The following is a 1293-nucleotide window of genomic DNA, read 5'->3' on the forward strand; positions in this document are numbered from 1 at the left end:
AACTCTCCTCACCACCTTGTAACACCAATGTTTGTGCATAGCGTTCAACAGTGGGTATCATACTTTCGATATCTTCATCCCACTGTTTCTTTAAGCCAAGGTCATGAGCCAATCTTTTTTCCAATTGTAATCCTTCGTATAGTCCGATAGCCTCATCCAGCTTTCCCTGCGTCACTAGTTGTTGTGCCTGTTTTTCTATAGGTTCCAAATAGTCTGTATTGATAGCTACCAGCAAAGGTACATAACAGTCTAACATCTCTTGTGCAGTGTTCAGAGCCGCTTGTATCTCTTTCCGGCGTTGCATATAGCGGTCGCTATTCATTTTACCTTCCTCTTTGAGTTGTTTGAGTTGAGCCATGGCACTGGTATACTTAGCCTTCGCATTGGTTTTACCTATCTGGTAGAATTGCTCAACTCTAGCCGTATACTCCTCTTTAGCACACATATCTACCCGATAGTTTTTGGTAGGTGCATATACCCATTGGTTCACCATATGTTGATTAACCACCACCCAGTCACGATAGGCTATCTGTTGTATAAGTAGCCGCTGTCCCTCTATATGATTGGGTAGTTGTACCTCAAAACAGCCCCGCGCATCACTGGTAGTGGGTGTAGCCCCCTCTATCACTATATTTACTTGCGGCAAGGCTTTTTTACCAGAATTTTGTATCATTACAGTGCCGCGTTGGCTCTGTGCACGTATAACCCAAAAAGTAGCTGCACATAGCGCAACTGTAAGTAGGAGTTTTTTCATGAGTACACTGTTGTTTGAAGGTTATACTATTTTTTGCGCAAGGCTATGCGCATCCGCTCGGTAGGCGACGGAGCTACCCCATTATAATCCCAGATTTCGAAACCTGCTTTCATCACTGTGAGACGATAGCTAGTGGCTTGCTGCGATAATGGTACCTCTATCAAGAAGGAACCATCGGCCCCAGTTTGTGCAGAATAGCCCAGCACTTGTACACGAGCATCAGCCACGGGTTGTCGTTCTTCGTCGGTCACAACACCTTGTAGCACACCAGCATCATTATTACGACAGATGCTTAGAAAACAAGTATTGGTGTAACTTAGTGTAGTATCTACAGGCATATACCCCTTAGCTTTGAAACTTAGCGTGAAGTCGTCGAGCCAAGCATACTTGCGGTTGATGCCTTCAAATTCCACCACCTCTTGCAACGTAGCCAGTTCACGGGTTTCCACTACATCGGCATACTTCAGTGTGAGCGTAGCTCCCCGAAAGGGCAGTGTGGTAGATATATTCTCCTTCAGTTCGACCCTAAACGTCACAGG

General features: G+C 45.3%; 1 protein-coding gene and 1 pseudogene. Both read right to left on the bottom strand.

The window, feature by feature from the left end:
• Positions 1–754, bottom strand: a pseudogene (locus tag AB5935_RS26560) (tetratricopeptide repeat protein); the annotation flags it as partial.
• Between the two features lie 26 nt (positions 755–780).
• Positions 781–1293 (bottom strand): carboxypeptidase-like regulatory domain-containing protein (locus AB5935_RS26565; protein WP_368327935.1); only part of this gene is annotated, 513 nt, incomplete at its 5' end.

This window comes from Phocaeicola sp. RTP21198st1_B8_RTP21198_201120, from assembly GCF_040929485.1.
Taxonomy (GTDB): Bacteria; Bacteroidota; Bacteroidia; order Bacteroidales; family Bacteroidaceae; genus Phocaeicola; species Phocaeicola dorei.